Annotated in this window: 21 protein-coding genes; 15 read left to right on the forward strand and 6 right to left on the reverse strand. The window is 71.5% G+C overall.

What is annotated here, in order from left to right; translation table 11 throughout:
- Window positions 1–9: 9 nt before the first annotated feature.
- Window positions 10–2,175: a malate synthase G gene (locus ACFQS7_RS21010; protein ID WP_380069091.1), complete on the reverse strand. Its 2,166-nt coding sequence runs from the start codon at window positions 2,173–2,175 to the stop codon at window positions 10–12.
- 153 nt (window positions 2,176–2,328) lie between these two features.
- On the opposite strand from ACFQS7_RS21010, the gene ACFQS7_RS21015 reads away from it, so the two are divergent.
- From ACFQS7_RS21015 to ACFQS7_RS21045, 7 genes are all read left to right on the forward strand, one after another.
- Window positions 2,329–3,723, forward strand: coding sequence for an amidase (locus ACFQS7_RS21015; RefSeq protein ID WP_380069092.1), 1,395 nt, complete (start codon window positions 2,329–2,331; stop codon window positions 3,721–3,723).
- A gap of 40 nt (window positions 3,724–3,763) precedes the next feature.
- Window positions 3,764–4,648, forward strand: coding sequence for a fumarylacetoacetate hydrolase family protein (locus ACFQS7_RS21020; protein ID WP_380069093.1), 885 nt, complete (start codon window positions 3,764–3,766; stop codon window positions 4,646–4,648).
- Window positions 4,649–4,688: 40 nt separating this feature from the next.
- Entirely contained in the window at window positions 4,689–5,678 is a 990-nt protein-coding gene (locus ACFQS7_RS21025) for a Bug family tripartite tricarboxylate transporter substrate binding protein (protein ID WP_380069094.1), read from the forward strand.
- A gap of 59 nt (window positions 5,679–5,737) precedes the next feature.
- Window positions 5,738–6,925: a M20 family metallopeptidase gene (locus ACFQS7_RS21030; protein WP_380069095.1), complete on the forward strand. Its 1,188-nt coding sequence runs from the start codon at window positions 5,738–5,740 to the stop codon at window positions 6,923–6,925.
- A 103-nt stretch (window positions 6,926–7,028) separates the two neighbouring features.
- Window positions 7,029–7,241 (forward strand): hypothetical protein, encoded by a 213-nt coding sequence (locus ACFQS7_RS21035; RefSeq protein WP_380069096.1) that lies wholly within the window; start codon window positions 7,029–7,031, stop codon window positions 7,239–7,241.
- A gap of 246 nt (window positions 7,242–7,487) precedes the next feature.
- Window positions 7,488–8,585, forward strand: coding sequence for an LLM class flavin-dependent oxidoreductase (locus tag ACFQS7_RS21040; RefSeq protein WP_380069097.1), 1,098 nt, complete (start codon window positions 7,488–7,490; stop codon window positions 8,583–8,585).
- 102 nt (window positions 8,586–8,687) lie between these two features.
- A complete protein-coding gene (locus ACFQS7_RS21045; RefSeq protein WP_380069098.1) occupies window positions 8,688–9,383 on the forward strand; it encodes a Crp/Fnr family transcriptional regulator in 696 nt (231 codons plus the stop codon).
- Window positions 9,384–9,414: 31 nt separating this feature from the next.
- Here the strand turns inward: ACFQS7_RS21045 and rutA are convergent, their stop codons facing one another.
- Window positions 9,415–10,494 (reverse strand): pyrimidine utilization protein A, encoded by a 1,080-nt coding sequence (gene rutA, locus ACFQS7_RS21050; RefSeq protein ID WP_380069099.1) that lies wholly within the window; start codon window positions 10,492–10,494, stop codon window positions 9,415–9,417.
- Window positions 10,495–10,585: 91 nt separating this feature from the next.
- Here rutA and ACFQS7_RS21055 point away from each other — a divergent pair, with 91 nt between their 5' ends.
- A complete protein-coding gene (locus ACFQS7_RS21055) occupies window positions 10,586–11,500 on the forward strand; it encodes a polysaccharide deacetylase (protein WP_380069100.1) in 915 nt (304 codons plus the stop codon).
- A gap of 80 nt (window positions 11,501–11,580) precedes the next feature.
- On the opposite strand, the gene flgH is transcribed toward ACFQS7_RS21055, so the two are convergent.
- The 4 genes from flgH to flgF are packed head-to-tail and all read right to left on the reverse strand — an operon-like array spanning window position 11,581 to window position 14,787.
- Window positions 11,581–12,303 carry a flagellar basal body L-ring protein FlgH gene (gene flgH, locus ACFQS7_RS21060; protein WP_380069101.1) on the reverse strand — a complete coding sequence of 241 codons (723 nt, stop codon included), beginning with the start codon at window positions 12,301–12,303 and terminating at the stop codon, window positions 11,581–11,583.
- Window positions 12,303–13,241 (reverse strand): flagellar basal body P-ring formation chaperone FlgA, encoded by a 939-nt coding sequence (gene flgA / locus ACFQS7_RS21065; RefSeq protein ID WP_380069102.1) that lies wholly within the window; start codon window positions 13,239–13,241, stop codon window positions 12,303–12,305. Before flgA ends, flgH begins: the two co-directional genes overlap by 1 nt.
- A gap of 8 nt (window positions 13,242–13,249) precedes the next feature.
- Complete coding sequence (flgG, locus tag ACFQS7_RS21070; RefSeq protein WP_380069103.1) at window positions 13,250–14,035, reverse strand: flagellar basal-body rod protein FlgG; 786 nt, start codon at window positions 14,033–14,035, stop codon at window positions 13,250–13,252.
- Between the two features lie 17 nt (window positions 14,036–14,052).
- A complete protein-coding gene (gene flgF, locus ACFQS7_RS21075) occupies window positions 14,053–14,787 on the reverse strand; it encodes a flagellar basal-body rod protein FlgF (protein ID WP_380069104.1) in 735 nt (244 codons plus the stop codon).
- A 207-nt stretch (window positions 14,788–14,994) separates the two neighbouring features.
- Between flgF and ACFQS7_RS21080 the strand changes: the two genes are divergently transcribed.
- Genes ACFQS7_RS21080 through ACFQS7_RS21110 form a run of 7 tightly spaced genes read left to right on the forward strand, consistent with a single transcriptional unit; the run spans window position 14,995 to window position 21,440 of the window.
- A complete protein-coding gene (locus ACFQS7_RS21080) occupies window positions 14,995–15,492 on the forward strand; it encodes a flagellar basal body-associated FliL family protein (RefSeq protein WP_380069105.1) in 498 nt (165 codons plus the stop codon).
- Window positions 15,489–16,547: a flagellar motor switch protein FliM gene (gene fliM / locus ACFQS7_RS21085; RefSeq protein WP_380069106.1), complete on the forward strand. Its 1,059-nt coding sequence runs from the start codon at window positions 15,489–15,491 to the stop codon at window positions 16,545–16,547. Before ACFQS7_RS21080 ends, fliM begins: the two co-directional genes overlap by 4 nt.
- A 4-nt stretch (window positions 16,548–16,551) precedes the next feature.
- Window positions 16,552–16,971 carry a DUF6468 domain-containing protein gene (locus ACFQS7_RS21090; RefSeq protein WP_380069107.1) on the forward strand — a complete coding sequence of 140 codons (420 nt, stop codon included), beginning with the start codon at window positions 16,552–16,554 and terminating at the stop codon, window positions 16,969–16,971.
- Window positions 16,971–17,603, forward strand: coding sequence for a MotE family protein (locus ACFQS7_RS21095; RefSeq protein WP_380069108.1), 633 nt, complete (start codon window positions 16,971–16,973; stop codon window positions 17,601–17,603). The genes ACFQS7_RS21090 and ACFQS7_RS21095 overlap by 1 nt, the downstream gene beginning before the upstream one ends.
- A 42-nt stretch (window positions 17,604–17,645) precedes the next feature.
- Window positions 17,646–18,026 carry a chemotaxis response regulator CheY gene (locus ACFQS7_RS21100; protein WP_380069109.1) on the forward strand — a complete coding sequence of 127 codons (381 nt, stop codon included), beginning with the start codon at window positions 17,646–17,648 and terminating at the stop codon, window positions 18,024–18,026.
- The gene (locus ACFQS7_RS21105) at window positions 18,019–18,630 is read left to right on the forward strand and encodes a protein phosphatase CheZ (protein WP_380069110.1); all 612 of its coding nucleotides are present in this window, start codon (window positions 18,019–18,021) and stop codon (window positions 18,628–18,630) included. The genes ACFQS7_RS21100 and ACFQS7_RS21105 overlap by 8 nt, the downstream gene beginning before the upstream one ends.
- Window positions 18,630–21,440, forward strand: coding sequence for a hypothetical protein (locus ACFQS7_RS21110; protein ID WP_380069111.1), 2,811 nt, complete (start codon window positions 18,630–18,632; stop codon window positions 21,438–21,440). The genes ACFQS7_RS21105 and ACFQS7_RS21110 overlap by 1 nt, the downstream gene beginning before the upstream one ends.
- Window positions 21,441–21,590: the final 150 nt, after the last annotated feature.

Consider the following 21,590-nt stretch of genomic DNA (forward strand, 5'->3'; position numbering starts at 1 on the left):
GCCTTGGTTTCAGCCGCGTGCCTTGGCTTCGCGGCGGCGCTTGTGCAGGACGAACTCGGTATAGCCGTTCGCCTGGGCCGCGCCTTCGAAGACCAGGTCGCAGGCGGCCTTGAAGGCCGGTCCGTCGAAGCCCGGGGCCATCGGGGTGTAGGCGGCGTCGCCGGCATTCTGCTTGTCCACCACCACCGCCATGCGGCGCATGGTCTCGACCACCTGATCCTTGGTGGCGACGCCGTGGCGCAGCCAGTTGGCGATGTGCTGGGCGGAGATGCGCAGCGTCGCGCGGTCCTCCATCAGCCCCACGTCGTGCAGGTTCGGCACCTTGGAACAGCCGACGCCCTGGTCCACCCAGCGCACCACGTAGCCGAGGATGCCCTGGGCATTGTTGTCGAGCTCGGCCTTCACCGCATCGGCCGGCCAGTTGGTGTCGGTGGCCAGCGGGATGGTCAGGATGTCGTCCAGCTTCGCCCGCGGGCCGCCGGCGACCAGCTCGTCCTGCCGCGCCGCCACGTCGACCTCATGGTAGTGCAGCGCATGCAGCGTGGCGGCGGTCGGCGAAGGCACCCAGGCGGTGTTCGCGCCGGCCTTGGGGTGGCCGACCTTCTGCTCCAGCATCTTCGCCATCTCGTCCGGGGCGGCCCACATGCCCTTGCCGATCTGCGCCCGGCCGCGCAGGCCGCAGGCGAGGCCGGTATCGACGTTCCAGTCTTCATACGCCTTGATCCAGGCGGCGCCGCGCATGTCGTTCTTGCGGATGACCGGGCCGGCTTCCATCGAGGTATGGATCTCGTCGCCGGTGCGGTCGAGGAAGCCGGTGTTGATGAACACCACGCGGTCGCGCGCGGCGCGGATGCATTCGCGCAGGTTCACCGTGGTGCGGCGCTCCTCGTCCATGATCCCCATCTTCAGCGTGTCGCGCGGCAGGCCGAAGGCGTCCTCGACCCGGGCGAAGAGGTCGTTGGCCCAGGCCACCTCGTCCGGCCCGTGCATCTTCGGCTTGACGATGTAGACGCTGCCGGCGCGGCTGTTCAGCTTCTTGCTGCGCAGGTCGTGCAGGGCGATCGCCACGCTGCACATGGCATCGAGGATGGTCTCCGGCGTCTCGGCGCCGCCCTGCGTCACCACGTCGGTCATCATGTGGTGGCCGACATTGCGCACCAGCATCAGCGACCGGCCCGGCAGGGTCACCGCGCCGCCCGAGGGCTTCAGCCAGGTGCGGTCCTTGTTCAACGCGCGGACCAGCGTCTTGCCGCCCTTCTCGAAGCTCGCCTGCAGCGTGCCGTTCATCAGGCCGAGCCAGTTGCGGTAGACCTCCACCTTGTCGGCGGCGTCCACCGCGGCGACGCTGTCCTCGAAGTCGACGATGGTGGTGACGGCGCTCTCCAGCACCAGGTCGGCGATGCCGGCGGGGTCGTCGCGGCCGATCGGGTGGTCGCGGTCGATCCGCAATTCGGCATGCAGGCCGTTATGGACGAACAGGATGGCGTCCGGCGCCGCCGGCTCGCCCTGGTAGCCGACGCACTGGCCGGGCTGGGCGAGGCCGGTGCTGCGGCCATCCTGCAGGGTCACCGCCAGGGTGCCGGCGGCGATCGCATAGGACTTGGCGTCGCGGTGCGACGCGCCGCCTGCCAGCGGCGCCATGCGATCCAGCACGCCGCGGGCGAAGTCGATGACCTTCTTGCCGCGCGCCGGGTTGAATCCCTTGCCGCGCGCCGCGCCGTCGCTGTCGGGGATCGCATCGGTGCCATACAGCGCGTCGTACAGGCTGCCCCAGCGGGCATTCGCCGCATTCAGCGCGTAGCGGGCGTTGGAGACGGGAACGACCAACTGCGGGCCGGCGATCTGGCCGAATTCCGGGTCGATCCCGGTGGTGCCGACGGCGAAGTCGGGGCCGGGCGGCACCAGGTAGCCGATCTCCCTGAGGAAGGCCGTGTAGGCGCCGAGGTCGACCGGCTTGGCCGGATGCGCCTTGTGCCAGGCATCGATCTTCGCCTGCAATTCGTCGCGCCTGGCCAGCAGCGCGGCATTGCGCGGGGCGAGGTCCTTGAGGATCGTGGCGTAGGAGGTCCAGAAGCGTTCCGGCGTGACCCCGGTGCCCGGCAGGGCCTCGGTCTCGAGGAACGTGCTCAGGCTGCTTGCGACCGTCAGACCCGCAATCTCGACCGTATCCGCCACTGACCGTCTCCGCTGCTGGATGCCCCGGCCGGGCCGGGGAAGCTGGGGCGTACCTAGGCGGAAACCCTGGTCGGCGCAAAGGGGTGGGCATCCCAGGGCTTCCGCCGGCCCCGTCCCGGGCGCAGATTGCCGCCGACTGGCCCAGGACACGCGATGACCCCGACCGACCCCGCCCTGATGTCCGCCGAGACGCTGCTCGGCCTCTATGCGCGCCGGGCGCTGTCGCCGGTCGAGGTGCTGCAGGCGGTGCTGGAACGGGTCGCGCTGTACAACCCCTGGGTCAATGCCTTCGCCGCCATGAACCCGCATGCATTGCGTCAGGCGGGCGAGAGCGAGGCGCGCTGGATGGCCGGACGGCCGATCGGGCTGCTGGACGGCGTGCCGGCGACGGTGAAGGACCTGCTGAACCTGGCCGGTTTCCCGACCCGGCGCGGCAGCAAGACCACGGATGCGACGCCGGCGGGCGAGGACGCGCCCTCCGTCATGGGGCTGAAGCAGGCCGGGGCGGTGATCCTCGGCAAGACCACCACCACCGAATTCGGCTGGAAGTCGCCCGGCGACTGCCCGCTGCACGGCATCACCCGCAACCCCTGGAACCGCGAGCGCACCGTCGGCGGCAGCAGCAGCGGCGCCGGGGCGGCGGGGGCGGCCTGCTTCGGGCCCCTGCATATCGGCACCGATGCCGGCGGGTCGGTGCGCATCCCGGCGGCCTTCTGCGGGCTGGTGGGCCTCAAGCCCAGCTTCGGGCGGGTGCCGCAATGGCCGCTCGGCGCCTTCGCCAATGTCGCCTGCGCCGGGCCGATGACCCGGACGGTCAGGGACAATGCGCTGATGTTCTCGGCCATGGCGCAGCACGACCTGCGCGACCCCTTCAGCCTGGCCGACGAGGCGCGGGACTGGCGCCGGGGGATCGAGGACGGCGTCGCCGGGATGCGGGTGGCGCTGGTCCGGCGGCTGGGCTTCGAACCCCCGCTCGATGCCGATGGCGAGGCCGCGCTGGTCGGGGCCGCCAAGCTGCTGGAGGAACAAGGCGCCATCGTCGAGGAGGCAGACCCGGACCTGCCCGACACCCGCGCCATCTTCGGCCGGGTCTGGGGCGTGGCGCTTGCCCGCCTGGTCGCCACCACCCCGGAAGCCAAGCGCCCGCTGCTGGATGCCGGGCTGGCCGAGGTGGCCGAGCGCGAGGGGGCGATGCTGGCCACCGATTTCCTCGGGGCCGAGGCGCTCAGGATCGAGGCGGCGCATGCCATGGCCCGCTTCCACCAGCGCTACGACCTGGTGCTGACCGCCTGCACGCCCACCGCAGCCTTCGCCGCCGACCAGCCGACGCTCCGCCCGACCGAGGCGCTGTGGCGCGACTGGGCGCCCTGGACCTTCGCCTTCAACCTGACCCGCCAGCCGGCGATCAGCGTCCCCGTCGGCATCGACGAGCACGGCATGCCGCGGGCGGTGCAACTGGCCGCGGCGCTCTACCGCGACGACCTGGTGTTCCGTGGGGCGCGGGCGCTGGAGCGGGCCGCCGAACTGCCGCTGGCCAATCCCGGCTGAACCTGCTTTCCACCACGACGACCAAGGGAGGCTGAGGCCCATGCGGCTGGTGACGTTCAGGTATCCGTCGAAGCTCGGCACCCATATCGGTGCGCTCCGCGCGGACGGCGCGGTGCTCGATTTGGCGGCGGCCGACCCGGCGCTGGCCGGCGGCCATATGCCCTCCTTCATCGCCGGCGGCGCGGCGGCGCTGCGGCATGCGCAGGATGCCGTGGCCCGCGCGCCGGTGGCCGAAGGCGCCACGCTTTGCGCACCGATCCCCCGGCCGCCGAAGAACGTCTTTTGCGTCGGCAAGAACTACTACGAGCACGCCAAGGAATTCGCCGGCTCCGGCTTCGACGCCAGCACCAAGGACGTGGTGCCGGAGGCGCCGGTGGTCTTCTCCAAACCGGCCACCAGCATCATCCCGACCGGGGAGACCATTCCGGCCCATCTCGATGCCAGCAACTCGACCGATTACGAGGGCGAGCTGGCGGTGGTGATCGGCCATGGCGGGCGCGGCATCAAGGCGGCCGACGCGCTGCGGCATGTCTTCGGCTACACCATCGTCAACGACGTCACCGCCCGCACGCTGCAGCACAAGCACCGGCAATGGGTGATCGGCAAGGGGATCGACGGCTTCTGCCCGATGGGCCCGGCGATCCTGACCGCCGACGAGGTCCCCGACCCCAAGGCGTTGCGCGTCATCACCCATGTGAATGGCGAGAAGCGGCAGGATGCGAGCCTTGCCGACCTGATCTTCGACATCCCGACCCTGATCGAGACGATCTCCGCCGGCATCACGCTGGAGCCAGGCGACGTCATCGCCACCGGGACGCCGGTGGGGGTGGGCATCGGCTTCACCCCGCCGAAATTCCTGGCAAAGGGCGACGTGGTGCGGATCGAGGTGCCGGGGATCGGGGTGCTGGAGAACCCGGTCGGCTGATTCTATCCTCCCGGGGAGAAGAAACCCCGGGAGACGCCCCTTGCTTCGCCGCCCCCTGCTGGCCGCCGCCATCGCCGCGGCGGCCGCGCCGCGCGCCACGCGTGCCCAGGCACCCTCAGTCGCCGCCGACTTCCCGACCCGTGCCGTGACCATGGTGGTCGCCTTCCCGCCCGGCGGGCAGGGCGACGTGGTGGCACGCCCGGTCGCCGCCGGGCTTGAGCGGATCTGGAAGCAGCCGGTCCCGGTGGTCAGCCGCGCCGGCGCCTCGGGCGAGATCGGCTATGCCTCGGTCGCCCGGGCGCCGGGCGACGGCTCAACGCTGCTGATGGGCCTGTCGTCGCTCGCGGTGATCCCGGAGGCGGCGCGGCTGTTCGGCCGCATCCCCGCCTACGAGATCGACCAGCTGGCGCCGATCGCGCTGTTCACCGCCGACCCGACCTTCCTGGCGGTGCCGGCGGCCGCGCCCTGGCGGACGCTGGAGGAGTTCATCGCCGATGCCCGCGCCCGGCCGGGGGCGATCGCCTATTCCTCCTCGGGCAATTACGGTGCGCTGCATCTGCCGATGGCGATGCTGACCACGGCCGCCAAGCTGGACCTGCTGCACGTGCCCTTCCAGGGCGGCGGGCCGGCGCTGACCGCCCTGCTCTCGGGCCAGGTGGGGGCGATGACCAGCGGGCCGGGGCCGATCACGCCGCACCTGAAATCCGGCACGCTGCGGGTGCTGGCCAGCTGGGGGGCGAAGCGCATCGCCGGCTTCGAGACGGTGCCGACCCTGCAGGAACGCGGCTTCGCCGGGATTGAATACTACATCTGGGCCGGCGTCTTCGCCCCGGCCAGCACGCCGGCACCGCTGCGGGAGGCGCTGCGCCAGGCCATGGCCGCCGCGGCGCGTGACCCCGATGTGCAGCGGGCGCTGGCCGCCGGTGGCAATGCATTGGATTATCGCGACGGCGCCGACTTCGAGGAGTTCTTCCGCATCGACACCGCGCGACTGGTCAAGGCGGTGCAGCGGATCGGCCGGATCGAGTAGGGGTTGCCACGCCCGGCCTGCGGTTCCAGGGTTTTCGCCCGCCGCCGCCGGAGATCCGCATGACCGCCGACAGTCCCGAAGCCGCCATCACCGCCTGGCTCGCCACCCAGCAGGACGCCATGCTCGGCGTGCTGGAAGCCATGGTGAACACCGATGGCGGCAGCTACGACAAACCGGGGGTCGATGCGGTCGGCGGCATCGTCCAGCGCTTCATGGCGGAGCATGGCATCCCGGTCGAGGTCGTGCCGCGGGAGAAGCATGGTGACTGCCTGAAGGCCCGGGTCGAGGGCGGCGAGGCGCTTGCCTCCGGCAACCGCAAGCAGTCGATCGTCATGATGGGCCACCGCGACACGGTCTTCCCCAAGGGCGAGCCGACGCGGCGACCCTTCCGGGTCGAGAACGGCATCGCCACCGGCCCAGGCGTCGCCGACATGAAGGCCGGGCTGGTAATGAACATGTTCGTCCTGGCCGCCTTCAAGCGGTTCGGCGGCGCGCCCGGCCCGCTGCTCGGCCTCTTCACCGGCGACGAGGAAATCGGCAGCCCGGAGGGGCGCGAGGTGATCGAGGCGACGGCGCGCGAAGCCCGGGTGGTGTTCAACTCCGAACCCGGCCGGCCCAACGGCGGCGTCGTCACCGGCCGCAAGGGCGGCGTCTTCTCGGTGTTCGACATCGAGGGCAAGGCGGCCCATTCAGGCGGCAATTTCGAGGCCGGGATCAGCGCCATCGGCGAGCTGGCGGCGAAGATCACCGCCCTGCACGCGCTGACCGACCTGAAGCGCGGCATCACCCTGAATGTCGGCCTGGTCTCCGGCGGGCAGAGCGTCAACACCGTCGCCCCCTCGGCGCAGGGCCAGATCGACCTGCGCTACGTGGAGCCCGCCGACCGGGACGAGGCGATGGCGAAGATCCACGCGATCATCGCCCGCAGCTTCATCCCCGGCACCCGTGCCAGGCTGACCATCCGCGGCGAATTCCTGCCGCTGACCCAGACCCCGGCGGCGGCGAAGCTGTTCGACATGTACGTGGCGGCGGCGAAGGAAAGCGGCCTGTCGGTCACCGGCGAATTCTCCGGCGGCTGCGCCGACAGCGGCTTCACCGCAGCAGTCGGCGCGCCGACCATCTGCTCGGTCGGGCCGGTCGGCGGCAAGGCGCACAGCCCGGAGGAGTATCTCGAGGTCGCCTCGATGGTGCCGCGGGCACAGGCGGTGGCGCGGGCGATCCTGCGGCTGGACCGGGCGGGCCTGTGAGCCCCACCCCGCCAGGACTTACGTGAAGGTTTTGTAATCTGCACGTGGCGCGGGCGCGAGCTGTACCGGATGGGCCGGTTTGGCCGGCCAACACGCCCCAACCATGTTCGGGATGCTTAAGTCGCAGTCCGCCTCGCGCGACCGCAACCCTCGGACCTCCCTCGTCGTTTCGCTGATCTGTTGCATGGGCGCGGACGGCGGGATGGACGAGGACGAGATCGGCCACCTCGTTTCCGTGCTCGGCCGCGACGCGACGCGCGAGCAGCTCGACAGCGCGCTCGCCATGTCCGCGCCACCCCGCCGCGGCAATTCCTGACGGACAGCAATGCCCGGCTGCGGCCCGGCCAGAGACTGTGCATCGTCCTCGACAGGATCGACAACGCCAGGAGCGACGGCGAGGCCGAGCCGGCGGAGCAGAAGCCCGTCATGCAGTTCGCCGAGACCTGGGGCGTCTCCCAGGCCACGCTGGAGCCGCATGTCCGCACGCTGCTCGCGAAGAACGACCGGGCGGTGCTCGGGCGCTGAGCCGCGGCGGCGGGGCGCTTGCGCCCTGCCATCCGCGATGCCAGCCTTTGCCGCAGCGCAGCAGGCCGGGCCCGAGATGCAATTCGCCTATTTCAACCTGATGTCGATGAATCACCCAGGCGAAACCCCCGCCCAGGTGCTGGCCAATACCGTCCGCCAGGTCCGCCTGGCGGAGGAACTCGGCTTCGACGCCACCTGGTTCGCCGAGCACCATTTCTCCAATGCCTCGGTCTGCGCCTCGCCGCTGATGATGGCGATGCATTGCGCCGCGGTGACGACGCGCATCCTGCTCGGCCCCGCCGTGGTCGTGCTGCCGCTGCACCATCCGCTGCGGGTGGCGCAGGAAGTGGCGATGCTGGACCAGATCAGCGGCGGCCGGGTGCTGCTCGGCTTCGGCCCGGGCCACCAACCGCATGAATTCCGCAGCCTGCAGGTGCCGCTGGAAAGCCGCTACGCCCGCCTGCTGGAGGGCTGGGACATCGTCGAGCAGGCGCTGACCACCGGCCGCGTCCACCATCTCGGCGAGCACTACCGGATCGAGGACACCCCGGTCGCCGCCCGTACCCTGTCGGGCGGCATGCCGCCGATGTTCGTGGCCACCGGGACACCGTCCATCCTGGCCCGCGGCGTGAAGGCCGGCGCCACGCCGATGATCAGCCAGGGCTACCGGACCGGCGCGCAGGCGTTGCCCATGCGGCAAGGGCTGCTCGATGCCTGGCGCGGCGCCGGCGGGGTGGAGCCGATGCCGCTGGGCATCCAGCGCTACCTGTTCGTGACCGAGGACGCGGCCGAGGCGCGGCAGGCGGCCGGGGGGCTGCTAGCGCTGGCCCGCAACACCCTGGCGCTCCGCGCCGCGGTGCCGGCGCGGGACGGCGTGCATCTGCGCCCCGTCCCCTTCGCGGGGGAGCCGACGGTGGAGTGGCTGCTGGAACACGGGCTGATCGGCGCCCCGGCCAAGATCGCCGAACAACTGGCCGGGGACATGCGCCTGCTGCGGCCAACTCATTACAGCCTGTACATGGGTTTCACCGGCCTGCCCGGCGTTGCGGTCGAGCGGTCCCTGACGCGCTTCGGGCAGGAGGTGCTGCCGCTGCTGCGCACCGCCGCGGTGCAGGCCGAGGCCCTGGCCGCCTAGTTGCGGCTGCCGGGCCGCCACGTCTTTGCCCATCCCGTGACGACCGGCATTGCGTTACATTCCGGCCGGTCGCCAAGGCATGCGCGGCGACCGGGAGATGCCATGACGCTGGCCGAGGCCGAAGCCATCCTTGCCGCCAAAGGTTGGCTCGCCGGGCAGTCGCTCCGCATCCGGCGCGCCCTGCTCGACGGTGCCAAGCTGGTCCACTTCGCCAAGGGGGACTACGCCTTCCGCGCCGGGGACCCGCCGGGGGGCATGCATGGCATCGCTGCCGGCTCCTTCGGCATCTATCTCAGCACGCCGTTCCGGGGCCCCAGCCTATCGCACATCCTGCATCCGGGCTGGTGGTGCGGCGAAGGGCCGATCCTTGGCGGACGGCGACGCATCCTCACCGCCGTGGCGATGGAACCCTCGATCACCTTGCATATACCGTTCGAGCCGGGGCGGCGGCTCGTGCAGTCGGACCCCGAGGCGGCGCGCAGCATCGGGATGCTGGGGCAGATCGCGATGGGGGTTGCCATCGCCAATGTGTCCGACCTGCTGATCCAGCGGGTGGACCGCCGGGTGGGCGCGGTGCTGCTGCGGGTGACCGGCGCGATGGAGGGGGCGGAGTTGCGGCCGACCGGCGAGGTCCGCCTGACCCAGGAGCAACTCGGCTGCATGGCGAACGTGTCGCGCAACATGGTCAACCGAACCTTGGCCGAATTCGAAACGGCGGGCTGGGTGAGGCTCGGCTACAACCGGCTGGCGATCCTCGACCCGGAGTCGCTCGCCGCCTTCGCCTTCGCCAGGGAATGAGGACGGGGCGGTGCCGCCCGCCCCCTTGGCCTCAGGCCGCGAGCTTCAGGTGGCTGCGGCACTGCATCAGCGGCTGGACGTGCTGGCCGAATTTGTCGAGCCCCGCGATGAAATCGTCGAAGACCAGCATCAGACCCTTGGTCCCCGGCATCGACGCCGCCTCGTCCAGCATGCGCGCGACATTGGCGTAGGACCCGACCAGCGTGCCCATGTTGAAGTTGATGGGCGACGGTGCCCGCTTGATCGCCGCCGCCATCGAGGTGTCATGCGCCGTGGTGTCGGCCGCGGCATGGCCCAGCAGATGCGCCAGCGCTTCCCGATCCGCGCCGCGGTTGTAGAGGTCCCACTTGGCCAACGCCGCCTCGTCGCTCTCCTCGGCGATGACGGTGTAGAGGATGTAGGATCCGACATCGCGGCCGGTCCTCGCCGCGTGTTCCATCATCCGCCGCGGCACCTCGGCGCATTTGGTCGGCTCGTTGACGCCTTCGCCGAGCGCGAAGTTGAAGTCGCAATAAGTGGCGGCGAATTCCATGCCGCGGTCGGATTGCCCGGCGGCGACCAGCTTCATCGGCACCTGCGGCGGCGGCGACAGCTTGCACTGGTCCATCTGGAAGAACTCGCCCTTCAGGTCCGAGGTCCCGGTCTCCCAGAGGTCCTTCATGATCCGCACGTATTCCGTGCTGTAGTCGTAGCGCTTGCTGAAATGCGCGTCACCGGGCCAGAGCCCCATCTGGCTGTATTCCACCTTGTGCCAGCCGGAGACGATGTTCACCCCGAACCGGCCGCCCGAGATGCTGTCGACCGTCACCGCCATGCGGGCGACGATCGCCGGCGGAATGGTCAGCACGGCGGTCGATGCATAAAGCTTGATCTTGCTGGTGACCGCGGCCAGGCCCGCCATCAGGGTGAAGCTTTCCAGCCCGTGGTCCCAGAATTCGGTCTTCCCGCCGAAGCCGTGCAGCTTGATCATCGACAGCGCGAAGTCGAAGCCGTAGCCCTCGGCCTTCTGCACCACCTGCTTGTTCAGCTCGAAGCTCGGCATGTACTGGGGGGAGGTGGCGGAGATGATCCAGCCGTTGTTGTTGATCGGAATGAAGACGCCGATATCCATGGCACGACCCCTGCTGCGATGACCCAAGTGGGATGACCTCATGCGGGGCAGCAATCGGCATGCCAGGATGCGGCGGGATGGGAGCGCAGGCATGAGCAACGAATCGGCGAAGCCCTGGGAATGGCCGGAAGCGGAATGGCGCCGCATCGTCGGCAATGCCCGCGCCGGCCGCAGCCTGGCGCCGAAATCCTGGCCCGGCGGGGCACGCTGCTGCGTCACCCTGTCCTTCGACGCGGACCATGAGACCATCCCGCTGCGCGATGCGGATTCCAGCCCGATGCGCATCAGCCAGGGCCAGTACGGCAACCGCCGGGGCGTGCCACGCATCCGCGCCCTGCTGGCGAGGCACGGGCTGCGCGCCAGCTTCTACTACCCCGCCGTCGCCGCCCTGCTGCACCCGGAGGAGATCCGCGCCGTGGCCGATGAGGGCCACGAGATCGGCATCCATTCCTGGATCCATGAGGCCAATACCGCCCTGCCGCCCGGGGTCGAGCGCGACCTGACCTTCCGCGCGGCCGACGTGCTGGAAAAGCTCTCCGGCCGCCGCCCGGTCGGCATCCGCACCGCGAGTTGGGACTTCTCGATCGACACCATGGCGATCATCCGCGAACTTGGCCTGCTATACGACAGCAGCCTGATGGCCGACGACGACCCCTACGAATTGCTGGACCATGGCGAGCCGACCGGGATCGTCGAGCTGCCGCCGGAGTGGATCCGCGACGACGCGCCTTATTTCAACTTCGTCCGCTTCAGTGCGCTGCGGCCCTACACCGCGCCCTCGGCGGTGGAGGAAATCTTCCGCGCCGAATTTGACGGGGCCCATGCCGAGGGCGGGATGTTCCTGCTGACCATGCACCCCCACGTCATCGGCCACCGCAGCCGCATCGCCCTGCTGGATCGCCTGATTGGGCACATGAAGGCGAAGGGCGATGTCTGGTTCGCCACGCATGAGGAGGTCGCGCGCCACGTGAAGGCCGCGGCCGGCGACAGCGAATCGCATTCATGAATGAACGCTGCTCCGCCGTAGCCCTTCGTCTGTAGAACGGATGCACGCCGCCGGGCGCTCACGTCCGTCGGCGATCCGCCCTAGAACGGCAGGATGATGTCCAGCAATTGCGAGCCCAGCCGCGGCTGCTGGATATCGGACAGGGTGCCGCGCCCGCCATAGGCGATGCGGGCCTCCGCCAGCCGGTCGTGGCGGATGGTGTTGTCGCTGGCGATGTCCTGCGGCCGGATCACCCCCTGCACCGACAGCTCCCGCATCTCGGCGCTGACCTTCACCTCCTGCTTGCCGTTCACTACCAGATTGCCGTTCGGCAGCACCTGGGTGACGGTGGCCGCCAGCCGAAGCGTCACCGTCTCCGACCGCCGGGCGGTGCCGTTGCCGTCCGTGGTCTGGCTGCCGGAGGCGCTGACCAGCGTGTCCGGGCTGGCCGCCTTGGGCAGCCAGCGAGTCTGCATGCCGAACATCTGCGGCATCCCCATCGCGTCGGCGCCGGTCCGCGCCCGCTGGGTGCGGTTCTGCAACTGCGCCTGGTCGTCGATGCTGACCAGCACGGTGATCAGGTCGCCGACCTGCGCCGCCCGCTGGTCGCGCAGGAAGGTCCGGCTGCCCGGCCGCCAAAGGCTGTTCGCCGGCGTCGGCGGGTCGAGCGCAGCGGGCATCGGCATAGCCACCGGGCGGTAGCTCGGCTCGGCCGTCGGGTCCGCCACCGCCGAGAGCTCCGGCGCCCGGCCGACCCGGGACAGCCGTTCGAGCTGGCCGCAGCCGCCAAGCAGCAGGACCAGCCCCAATGCCAGCGCGCGCATCACTCCGCTCCCCGCCGCAACGGGGTGGCGCCCATCGCCACCCGCACCCGGCCGGGGCCGGTCACCTCGCCCTCCACCACCGTCCGGCTGGCCAGGTTCATCACCGGCACCAGCCCGCCGCGCGGTGCCGCCTCCAGCGCGCGGCCCTGGGCGGTGAGCGAGATCCCCGGCGCCTCCACCACCATGGTCACCAGCACGTTCTTGCCGACCAGCGTGGGGGAGGCGAGGTCGCCGCGGTGGAACGGCGTCTCCTGGCCCAGGGGGCGCTGCACCTGCTGGCCCACCACATGGTCCAGCCGTTCCGCCGTGCCCGGCCGCACTTGTTCGGCACGCAGCCGCACCAGCCGCGCATCGCCGGGGCCGACGACCTCGCCGAGCGAAAGCCGCCGCGTCGCCACCACCACCGGCAGGGTCGCCACCGCCCGCCCGGCGACACGCAGCCGCAACACCGGCATGCCCTCCGCCATCACCACCAACGTGCCGCCAAAGCGCCCGGACAGGTCGAGCGTCATGCCCTCCGCCGCCAGCCGCGGCGCCGTGCCGGGCGGCACCATCGGCGGGGCAAGCGGGCCGAGCTGCAGTTCCGCATCCTGGTCGAGGCCAAGCCGCAGCAGCTCCGCCCGCAGCGCCGCCGCGATCTCTTCCCGCGGCAGGGCCTGGCCTGGCCGTTCCACCACCACCCGCTCCTGCGCCGAGAGCGGCCGCCAGGCCAGGCCATGCGCCCGTGCCAGGGCGGCAAGCTGCGCCGCCTCGATCACCAGCCGGCGGCCCGGCGCCGGCGATGCGCCGATCGCCTGCGCCGCGCGCGGCCCGGCACCTTCGAAGATGTCGCCGAGGCGCAAAGTTGCGTCCTCCACCACCGCCAGCGGCCGCGGCCCGGCGAACTCCTGCGCCGCGGCGGGCAGGGCGACCAGCAGCAGCAGGGCCAATGCGCGCATCGCCCGCCTCACCGCATCCGCGACAGCGTCGAGAGCATCTCGTCGCTCGCGGTGATGACCTTGCTGTTCATCTCATAGGCGCGCTGCGCGGTGATCAGGTTGGTGATCTCCTGCACCACGTTGACGTTCGAGGCCTCGACGAAGCCCTGCAGCACCTGGCCATGGCCCGGCTGCCCTGGCGCCGCGAGCTGCGCCTGGCCGGAGGCCGGGGTGGCCAGCAGCATGTTGTCGCCCATCGCCTCCAGCCCGCCTTCGTTGGCGAAGATCGCGGTCTGGATCTGCCCGACATTCTGCGGTGCCACCTGGCCGTCGATCTTCGCCAGCACCTCGCCTGCCGCGTTGATGGTGACGTCGCGTGCCGCCGCCGGGATGGTGATGCCGGGCAACACCAGGAAGCCCTCGCCCGTCACGATCTGTCCCTCGGCCGACAGCCCGAAGGTACCGTCGCGGGTATAGGCGATCTCGCCCGAGGGCAGCTGCACCTGGAACAGCCCGTTGCCCTTCACCGCCAGGTCGAAGCGGTTCTCGGTCTGCTGCAGGCTGCCCTGCTCGCCGATCCGGTAGATGGCGGAGGTCTTGACGCCGAGCCCGACCTGCGCACCGGCCGGCAGCAGGCTGCCGCTCTCCGAGCTCTGCGAGCCGACGCGGCGCATGTTCTGGTAGAGCAGGTCCTCGAACTCGGCCCGCCGGCGCTTGTAGCCGGTGGTGCTCATGTTGGCGATGTTGTTCGAGATGACCTCGACATTGGTCTGCTGGGCCAGCATGCCGGTACCGGCGATCTGCAGGGAGCGCATTACTCGTCGCCTCCGTCTCAGCCGCGCTTGCGCAGGATGCGCTCGACCGCGCCCTGCAGGCGTTCGCCCTCGCGGTCGGCGAAGTTCACCGCGTTCTGGAATTCGCGGACCTCCTCGGTCATGCGGACCATCTCCAGGACGGGGCTGACATTGCTGCCTTCGACCGCGCCCTGCACCACGCCGGGGCGGTCCATCGGCAGCGGCGTCTCGTCGGTGGCGTAGAGCCGGTCGCCCTCCGCCTGCAGCTTCTGCGGTGCCTCGAAGCGCACCACGCGCAACTGGCCGAGCACACCGCTCTCTGACCGGATGGTGCCGTCGCCCTGGATCTCGATGCGGGCATCGCCGGGGCCGACCGTCATGGGGGCGCCGCGGGTGTCGAGCACCGCATGACCCTCGGCATCCACCACCCGGCCATCCGGCGAGAGGGTGAAGCGGCCGGCGCGGGTGAAGCGCTCCTCGCCCGCCGCATTCTGCACCGCGAAGAAGCCATCGCCCCGCAGCGCCACGTCCAGCGGGTTGCCGGTGGTGGTCAGCGGGCCGGGCTTGGTCTCCCGCCAGGTAGCGCGGTCGATGCTGTAGGCGATGTCCTGGCCGCGCGCGGCGGCTGCCGGGGGCTGCAGGAAGCGGGCGAAGACCGGGCGATGCGCCTGGAAGCCGGGCGTGTCGGCATTGGCCAGGTTGTTCGCCAGCACCTGGGTCGCGCGCTGTTGCGCGCCGAGGCGCGAGAGGATGACATAGCCGGGCGTGTCCATGCGGGGTCCCCATGCAGGCGGCGCCGTCCTGGCGCCTGGTCACGCCGCCCCACCGCAACCGCCGTGCCAGCCCCGGAGCGGCCATCGCCCGGCCGGGACTGCCGGCCGCGGCAGGAAATGCCGACCCGGCCCGGCCAGGCCTGCCGCCGCAAGGCTTCCTTAAGCCCGGTCTGGGCAGGATGCGCTGCCAAGGGATCGGGGCAATCGATGTCGTCGAAGTCGGTGGGGGCGGAAGGCGGGGCGGCGAAGGGCGGCAAGCGCAAGCTGCTGCTGCTTGCCGTGCCGGTCGTGCTGGCCGCCATCGGCGCCGGGCTCTGGTTCAGTGGCATCTTGCCGAAGATGCTGGGGCAGGGGGTGGAAAGCCACGCCGCCGTGGACAGTGCGCCGGCTGCTCCGCACGTTCCGGTCTTCTTCGACATGCCGGAGATCGTCGCCAACATGAACACCACCAGCCGGCGCGCCGCCTATATCCGGCTGCGCAGCAAGCTGGAGTTGTCGAAGCCCGAGGATGTGGCAGCGGTCCAGGCCGCCATGCCGCGGCTGATGGACCTCTATGCCACCTATCTGCGGGAGATGCGGCCGGAGGAACTGCGCGGCAGCGCCGGGACCCAGCGGCTGCGGGAGGAACTGATCGCCCGCGCCAGCCTGGCCGCCGCGCCGGCCCGCATCACCGACGTCCTGTTCACCGAGATCCTGCTGCAATGAGCACTGGGAGCGACGACGATCTCGCCGCCGCCTGGGGCGAGGCGCTGGAACAGGAGGACGGGGCGGACGCCGCGGCGGCACCCGATGCCGCGCGCGTGCTGAACCAGGCCGAGATCGACAGCCTGCTCGGCTTCGGTGGTGGCGACGCCAAGCAGGAGAGCCAGTCGGGAATCGAGCGCATCGTCAGCGCCGGCCTGGTCTCCTACGAACGCCTGCCGATGCTGGAGATCGTCTTCGACCGGCTGGTGCGCATCCTTTCCACCTCGCTGCGTAACTTCACCTCCGACAACGTCGAGGTCTCGATCGACAGCATCGTCTCGCTGCGCTTCGGCGACTACCTGAACAGCGTGCCGTTGCCCGCCATGCTGGCGGTATTCAAGGTGGATGAGTGGGACAACTACGGCCTGCTGGTGGTCGATTCCGCGCTGATCTATTCGGTGGTGGACGTGCTGCTCGGCGGCCGCCGCGGCACCGCCGCCATGCGGATCGAGGGCCGGCCCTACACCACGATCGAACGTACATTGGTCGAGCGCCTGATCACCGTGGTGCTGCAGGACCTCTCGGATGCCTTCAGCCCGCTGTCGCCGGCGAATTTCCGCTTCGAGCGGCTGGAGGTGAACCCCCGCTTCGCCGCCGTCTCCCGCCTGTCCAACGCCTGCATCCTGTCCCGGCTGCGCGTCGACATGGAGGACCGCGGCGGCAAGGTCGAGCTGCTGCTCCCCCATGCGACGCTCGAGCCGGTGCGCGAGCTGCTGCTGCAGCAATTCATGGGCGAGAAATTCGGCCGCGACAGCATCTGGGAAACTCATCTGGCTGAGGAGCTGCGGCACACCGAGCTCGCGCTCGACGTGGTGCTGGACGAGCAGGCCATGCCGCTGGCCTCGGTCATGTCGCTGCAGCGCGGCGACCGCATCACGCTCAACGTCGCGCCCGGCGCGCCGGTGATGCTCCGCTGCGGCGAGGTCCCGCTGTTCGAGGCCGAATTGGGCCGGCGGGAGAATCGCCTTGCCGTGCGCATCGCCCGGGAGCTGCGCAAGCAGCCCGAGGGGACCTGAGCCGATGGGCTGGATCGAATGGGCCCTGCAGTGCCTCGTCATCCTGTTGCTGGTGGCGGCCTTGCCGCTGGTGCTGCGACTGGAACGTACCTTGGCCGCGGTGCGGCGCGACCGCGCGGTGCTGGACGGCAGCGCCGGCAACCTGACCGAGGCGACGCGGCTTGCCGAGGCGGCCTCGATCCGGTTGCGGGCCGCGGCGGAAGGCGGCGGGCGGCAACTTGCCGAGAAGCTGGCGGCGGCTGAGCCGCTGCGCGACGACCTGCGCTATCTCGTGGAGCGCGCCGAGACCATCGCCGATCGGCTGGAGGTGGCGGTGCGCAATGCCCGGCCGCTGGCGCATGAGCCAGCGACGGAGGACGTGCCGGCGGCGGGCCGGAGCCAGGCGGAGCAGGCGCTGCTGCGCGCGCTCCGGATGGGGCGCTGATGCGGCCGCGGCTCCTCCCTGCGGCGCTTGCCGCGATGGCCCTGCTGCTGGCGGCGAAGCTGCAGGCCTTGGTGACGCAGCCATCCGGTCCGCTGCCGGCGCTCGGCCTGGTCGCGCCGGCGCGGGCGAGCAGCGAGCCCTCGGCCGCGGCGCGCGCCGCCGCGCCGGCAGTGGCGCCCGCCCGGCCGCTGCAGCCGGTGCCGCCTGAGCCGCCCTCACCCGAGCAGGCCGCGGAGCGCGCGGTGCTGGAAGGCTTGCGGGCCCGGCGAGGCGAGCTCGAGGCGCGCGAGCAGGCGATGGCGGCGCGTGAGATGATGCTGGCCGCAGCCGAGAAGCGGCTCGCCCAGCGTATCGATGAATTGGGCGCGCTGCAGCAGCGGCTGCAATCCTTCGACCGGACGCTCGGCGAGCGCGAGGAGGCGGGCTGGCGGCAGATGGTCAAGCTCTATGAAGGCATGCGGCCGCGCGATGCGGCGGTGATCTTCGACGATCTGGATCCGCCCGTGCTCCTGCAGATCCTCGACCGCATGGGAGAGCGCAAGGCGGCCCCCGTGCTGGGCGCGATGAAGCCCGATCGCGCCCGCAGCATCACCGCCGAGCTGGCACGGCATCGCGCCCGCCCGGTCGACTGACATCAACCCCCGCAACCCGGCACGTGAAGGCAAGACCCGGCCATGCACAAATCCACCAACGTCCTGATCGTCGACGACTACAAGACCATGCTGCGCATCATCCGCAACCTGCTCAAGCAGCTCGATTTCGACAACGTCGAGGAAGCCACCGACGGGCAGGAGGCGCTGGCCAAGCTGCGGGCCGGGAGCTTCGGCCTGGTGATCTCCGACTGGAACATGCAGCCGATGACCGGGCTCGACCTGCTGAAGGAGGTCCGTGCCGATGCGCGGCTGAAGGACACGCCCTTCATCATGATCACCGCCGAGAGCAAGACCGAGAACGTGGTCGCCGCCAAGCAGGCCGGGGTCTCGAACTACATCGTCAAGCCGTTCAACGCCGAGACGCTGCGCGAGAAGATCGAGAAGGTGATGACCCATGCCTGACGGCAACTCCCCGCAGGCCGGGCCCGGCCAGGACCGCATCGAGGAGGCGGTCCGCGCCGTGCTCGGGACCCTCTCGGGTGCCATGACGGTGACCGAGGCGACGCTGCTCTCCGAGCTCGAGGCGCTGGGCCGCGAGGTGAAGCGCGCCAAGTCGGAGATCGCCGCCCTGCGCGTCGACGACATCAACCACAGCCATATCCCGGCGGCGACGGATGAGCTGGACGCGGTGGTCGAGCATACCGCCGAGGCGACCAACGAGATCCTCGACAGCTGCGAGAAGCTGGAGGCGCTGCAGGCGACGTTGTCCGGCGAGGCGGCGGAGACGGTCGCGTCTGCCGTCACCCGGATCTACGAGGCCTGCAGCTTCCAGGACATCACCGGCCAGCGCATCGGCAAGGTGGTTTCGGCGCTGAAGGCGATCGAGACCCGTGTCGCCGCGGTCACCGCCTCCTTCGTCCGGCCGGCGGACCAGGGGGCGGCGCCCGCGGCCGCGCCGGCGGATGAGGGGCGGACCGAGGGCGAGCGGCTGGCCAATGGTCCGCAATTGCCGACCGCGGCCGCGTCCCAGGCGGAAGTCGACCGGCTGCTGGCGAGCTTCGACTGATGCGCCTGGCGCTGGCCCTGCTGCTTGCGCTCCTGCCCGGCCTGGCCGTGGCGGAGCAGGTGGCGGTGCGCGCCGGCGACCATCCCGGGTTTGGGCGGCTGGTCTTCGACTGGCCTGCTCCACCCGTCTATGCGCTGGACCAGCAGGGCGACCGCGCGCTGCTGCGCTTTCCGGCGGGCAGCACGCTGCAACTGCCGCGGAAGCTGCCGCGCAACCTGCTCGGCGCGGTGGCGGAGGCCGAGGGGCTCCGGCTGACGCTGCGGCCGGGGACCCGGGCGCGGCACTACCGGCTGGGTGGCCGGGTGGTGGTCGACCTGCGCGACCCGCCTGCCGTTCCGGCATCCGCATCGGAGCCGCGCCCGAAGCCCGAAGTGGCGAAGGCCCGGCCCGTCGCACCGCAGATCGTGGCGGCGGCACCACCCCTGGCCGCGCCGGCCGCAGCCGCACCGCAGGCGGTGGCCGACCCGCCGCGCGCCGCCCCGATCCCCGTTGCGGTACCACCGGCCGCGCTGTTGCCTTCCACCGCGCCGCCGGCCCGGCTGCTGGTCGTGCCGAATCGACCGCCCGCCCTGCTGTTGCCATTCCCCGCCGGGACCGGTGCGGCGGTGCTGCGACGCGGAGAGGACATCCTTGTCGCCTTCGACAGCGCCGCCGCGCCCGATCTCGGCCCGCTGCGCGGCGATCCTGTCTTTGGCGGCCTGCGGGCCGAGGCCCTGCCGGGGACGACGCTCTACCGCCTGCCGCTGGCGCCTCCCGCCCGGTTGCGCGCCCGGCGCGAGGCCGCCGGCTGGGTGCTGGAAGCCGTCCGCACTGCCGCCGAAGCCGGGCCCTCCGGCAGCGCTCTGCGGATCGAGGCCGAGGTCGGCCCGCCGCCGCGGCTGCTGCTGGGGGTGGCCGCGCCAGGGCGCGTGGTGCCGGTCACCGACCCCGAGACCGGGCTGCCCCTGCTGCTCGGCACCCTGCAGGCGGGCCAGGAGGCGATGCCGGTCGGTCGCCGCATGCCGGAACTCGACCTGCCGCCGACCCTGCTGGGCGCCGCGGTGCTGGCCCGGTCGGACGGCATCGCCCTGCAGCCGGGCAATGGCCGTTTCATGCTGACCGCCTCGGGCGGCACCCGGCTGGCCCTGGATGCCGGGGTCGCGCAGCCGCCCGCCGCGTCGGGCATGACCCGCAGCTTCGACCTGCCCGGGCAGCCGACGGCCGAACTGCTGGCCCGGTTGCAAGGGCTGCAGGCCGGGATCGCCGGCGCGCCGCCGCTCGGCCGGATGCCGCAGCGCCGGGCGGCGGGGGAGACCTTGCTGGCGCTCGGCCTGCCGCAGGAGGCGCAGGCGATGCTGCGGCTCGGCTTCGCCGAAGACCCGCGCGCCGGGGCTGATCCACGCTATGCCGCCCTGGCCGCCGCCGCCGCCCTGCTGGCCGGCCGGCTGGGGGAGGCCGAGGCGCTGCGCGCGCCGGCCTGGGCCGAGAGCGACGAGGCGGTGCTCTGGCGCGCCGCACTGGCTGCGGCGGAGGGCGAAGCGCGGCTGGCAGCGCCGGGCTTCGCCGCGGCCCTGCCGCTGCTGCTGGCCTATCCGGAGGGATTGCGGGCGCGCTTGCTGCCGCCGGCGGCGCTGGCGCTGGCCGAGGCGGGGGAGGCGGCGGCACTCGACCGCCTGTTGGCCGCCGCCGGGGCGGAGGCGGAGGAACTGGTCCTGCCGCGCGCCATCATGGCCGAGGCGTCTGGCGAGGCCGAGGCGGCGCTGGCCGGCTACGACCGGGTTGCCGCCGGCCGCGACCGTCAGGCACGGGCCCGGGCGATCCGCCGGGCGGTGGAATTGCGCCTGGCCACCGGCCGCATCGATGCCACCCAGGCCGCCAAGGCGCTGGAGTCGGCGTTGTTCGCTTGGCGCGGCGACGCGGCCGAGATCGAGACGCGGCTGCGCCTGGCCGCGTTGCGCCGGGATGCCGGCGATGGCCGCGGCGCGCTGGCCCTGCTGCGCGAGACGGCGGCGATGGCGCCCGATCAGGCAGCGGCGCTGCAGCCGGCATTGCGCGACAGTTTCCTCGCCGCTGTGGCGGAGGCACCGCCACTCGCCGCGGTCGCGCTGTTCGACGCCTATCCCGCGCTGCTGCCGCCGGATGCGCGCGGCGAGGCGGCGGTGCAGATGCTGGTCGAGCGGCTCGTGAGCCTGGATCTCGGCGATCGTGCGGCCGCGTTGCTCCGGCAGGCAATGGAGCAGGCGGGCGGCGCCACCCGCGGCGCGCTCGGCCTGCGCCTCGCCACGCTGCGGCTCGAGGAGGGCGATGCGGTGAGTGCGCTCGCGGCGCTCGGAGACAGCGCTGTGGCGGAGCAGCCGGCGGAGCAGGTGCTGCGCCGTACCCTGGTCGCGGCACGCGCCGAGGCCCGGCGCGGCCACCAGCCGGAAGCGATCGCGATGCTGCGCGACCTTGGCGCTGCCGGCGGGGAGACCTTGTCGGATCTGCTGGTCGAGCAGGCCGACTGGGCCGGCGCGGCGGCGGCGCTCGGGCAGCATCTCGCGGTGGCATTGCCGGCGGCGCCGGCAGCGCTCGACGATACGCAGCGTCGGCTGCTGCTGCGCCAGGCAACGCTGCTGGCGCTCGCCGGTGACGAAGCGACGCTCGGGGCACTGCGTGTGCAACACGCGTCGCGGATGGGCGAGGGGCCGCTGGCGGAGGCCTTCGCGCTGTTCAGCGGGGATCCGCTGCGCGGCCTCGCCGATCTGCCGCGACTGCAGCGCGAGCTGCAACTTTTCCGCAGCCTGCCTGCAAGGCTGGAGGCATTGCGGGCAGGAGCGCCGCTCACGCGCTGAGTCCCGCGTCCCCCCGGGGGGCTGGCGGCAATATTTTCGGCGGTGCTGCGCAGAAAATGGCTTGCGTCGCATCCGCCCTTGCTCCATATGCGGCGCCCATTGACCTGATCGATCCCCGATCACCCCGGTCATCTACTGGTGGGAACAGGA

It is taken from the genome of Dankookia sp. GCM10030260 (assembly GCF_042666655.1).
In the GTDB taxonomy this organism is placed as follows: Bacteria; Pseudomonadota; Alphaproteobacteria; order Acetobacterales; family Acetobacteraceae; genus Paracraurococcus.